Annotated in this window: 5 protein-coding genes; 3 read left to right on the top strand and 2 right to left on the bottom strand. The window is 65.8% G+C overall.

Going from position 1 to position 2,030, the window contains the following annotated elements; translation table 11 throughout:
- Positions 1-220: MerR family transcriptional regulator (locus AB1346_04835; protein MEW6719758.1), on the bottom strand; the 220-nt coding region annotated here is incomplete at its 3' end.
- A gap of 115 nt (positions 221-335) precedes the next feature.
- Between AB1346_04835 and AB1346_04830 the strand changes: the two genes are divergently transcribed.
- On the top strand, positions 336-530 hold the full coding sequence (locus tag AB1346_04830) for a DUF2892 domain-containing protein (GenBank protein MEW6719757.1): 195 nt from the start codon (positions 336-338) through the stop codon (positions 528-530).
- Between the two features lie 10 nt (positions 531-540).
- Here AB1346_04830 and folE read toward each other — a convergent pair whose 3' ends face one another.
- On the bottom strand, positions 541-1,101 hold the full coding sequence (gene folE, locus AB1346_04825) for a GTP cyclohydrolase I FolE (protein MEW6719756.1): 561 nt from the start codon (positions 1,099-1,101) through the stop codon (positions 541-543).
- Positions 1,102-1,139: 38 nt separating this feature from the next.
- Here folE and AB1346_04820 point away from each other — a divergent pair, with 38 nt between their 5' ends.
- Positions 1,140-1,673 carry a ferritin family protein gene (locus tag AB1346_04820; GenBank protein MEW6719755.1) on the top strand — a complete coding sequence of 178 codons (534 nt, stop codon included), beginning with the start codon at positions 1,140-1,142 and terminating at the stop codon, positions 1,671-1,673.
- Positions 1,661-2,030: nucleoside deaminase (locus AB1346_04815; GenBank protein MEW6719754.1), on the top strand; the 370-nt coding region annotated here is incomplete at its 3' end. The genes AB1346_04820 and AB1346_04815, both read left to right, overlap by 13 nt.

Raw genomic sequence — 2,030 nt, 5'->3', positions numbered from 1 at the left:
GCTCCTGCATCTGCTTCAGGGAAAGGCCGAGCTCCTTCACCTTCAGGACGAACTTGATCCGCCGGATGTCTTCCTTGTCGTAGAAGCGGATCCCCCCCTCCGTCCTGCGCGGCGGGTCGATCAGCCCGAGCTGCTCGTAGAGGCGCAGCGTCCGGGTGGTCACCCCCAGCGAGGCGGCGAGCTCCCCGATCTGCTGCGCGGATTCGCGGTTCAGCTTCATACTTTACCTCAACGTCAATGTTAAAGTTTCGGGGCGGCCGCTGTCAAGGCCGGTCCGCGAAACAGGAGCATCCGACCGGGCATCAAAACGGATAAAGCGCGGCAGGAGGGGCGATATGCACGTGGAACGGTGGATCCGGGTGATCGCGGGAAGCTTCGTGCTGGGAAGCCTCGCACTGGGATGGTACGTCTCCCCGTGGTTTTTCCTGTTTACCGCTTTTGTCGGGGCGAACCTGTTCCAGTCGGGCTTCACCAACTGGTGCCTGATGGAGAAGATCCTGCTGAAGCTCGGCGTCCAGGAGCGCCCTTGAGGAGGCAGCCCTACCGGGCGATGTTGACGTTCGGCTTGATCAGTTCCATGAACTCCATACGCGTCGACTGGCGGGTCCGGAACACCCCCAACATCGCGGAGGTGACCGCCTTGGAATTCGACTTCTCGACGCCGCGCATCATCATGCACATGTGGAACGCCTCGATCACCACGGCCACCCCGTGGGGCTGAAGGATGTCCATCAGCGCGGTGGCGATCTCCTGGGTCAACCGCTCCTGGACCTGCAGGCGCCGGGCGTAGAGATCCACGACCCGGGCGATCTTGGAAAGGCCGACGATGTTCTTCCGCGGCAGGTAGCCCACGTGGCATTTTCCGAAGAACGGCAGGAGATGGTGCTCGCAGAGGGAGAAGACCTCGATGTCCTTCACGGTGACCATCTCGTCGTACTGCTCGCGGAAGACGGCGCCGCGGAGGACTTCCCGGGGGTCCTCCGAGTAGCCCTTCGTGAGGAAGCGGATCGCGTTCTCGAACCGTTCCGGGGTTTTCCTGAGCCCTTCCCGGTCCGGATCCTCGCCGATCTTGATGAGCAGGTCGCGGATGATTTCCTGCATAATTGATACATGATAATTCAGGAGGAGGCGCCGGAGACATGAAAAAAGGGGCTGCGGGGAGCACGGAGACCGCGATCGCGAAGGGGTTGAAACAGGCGCTCCTCAACGAGATCGACGGGACGGAGTTCTACCGGATGGCGGCCGAGAACGCCGCCCGGGACGGCATCCGCCGGATGTTCCGCTTCCTGATGGAGGAGGAGAAGCGCCACCGGGAGGAGATCCTCCGGGTGATCCGGGCGTTCTCGCAGGGGAAGGCGCCCCGGCTCGAGCGCAGCGCTGCGTCGAGGCGCGGGATCGGCAGGTTCCGCAGCCCCCTCTACACGGCGGACCTCGTGAAGGCCGGGCGGAAGGCGGAGGGGGAAGTGGCCGCGCTCTCCATCGGAATGACGCTGGAGCGGCGGGCCATCGCGCAGTTCACCGCGCTCGGGAAGAAGGCGGCCGCGGACCCGGCGACGCAGAAGGTCTTCGCGGACCTCGCGGAGTGGGAGCGGGAGCACCTGGACGTACTTACGCGGCAGTACGGCCAGCTCCGGGAGATGTACTGGGAGGAGGCGCGCTTTTGGCCGTTCTGATCCCGCGGGAGGAGTGGATGCGGGCGGCGCTGGCCGAGGCACGGAAGTGCGCGGAATCCGGCGAGGTCCCCGTGGGGGCGGTCGTCGTCTCCCCCGAGGGGGCGATTCTTTCGCGGGGCCGAAATTCGCCCATCGGGTCGAACGATCCCACGGCCCACGCCGAGATCCTTGCGCTTCGCGCCGCCGCCCGGAAGGTGGGGAACTACCGGCTGACCGGCTGCCGGCTGGTCGTGACGCTCGAGCCGTGCCCGATGTGCGCCGGCGCCGCCGTCGCGGCCCGCGTGTCGGAGATCGTTTTCGGCGCGGAGGATCCGAAGTCCGGCGCCGTGGCCACCCTGTACCGCATCGCCTCCGACC

Source organism: Thermodesulfobacteriota bacterium (genome assembly GCA_040758155.1).
In the GTDB taxonomy this organism is placed as follows: domain Bacteria; phylum Desulfobacterota; class Deferrimicrobia; order Deferrimicrobiales; family Deferrimicrobiaceae; genus UBA2219.
Note: the sequence above shows the minus strand (reverse complement) of the source record. Positions and strands in the feature narration are given on the sequence as shown.

Bases quoted from the DNA above. Each gene is read 5' to 3' on its own strand.
- AB1346_04830 (MEW6719757.1), top strand. From the start codon at position 336: ATGCACGTGGAACGGTGGATCCGGGTGATCGCGGGAAGCTTCGTGCTG.
- folE (MEW6719756.1), bottom strand. From the start codon at position 1,101: ATGCAGGAAATCATCCGCGACCTGCTCATCAAGATCGGCGAGGATCCG.
- AB1346_04820 (MEW6719755.1), top strand. From the start codon at position 1,140: ATGAAAAAAGGGGCTGCGGGGAGCACGGAGACCGCGATCGCGAAGGGG.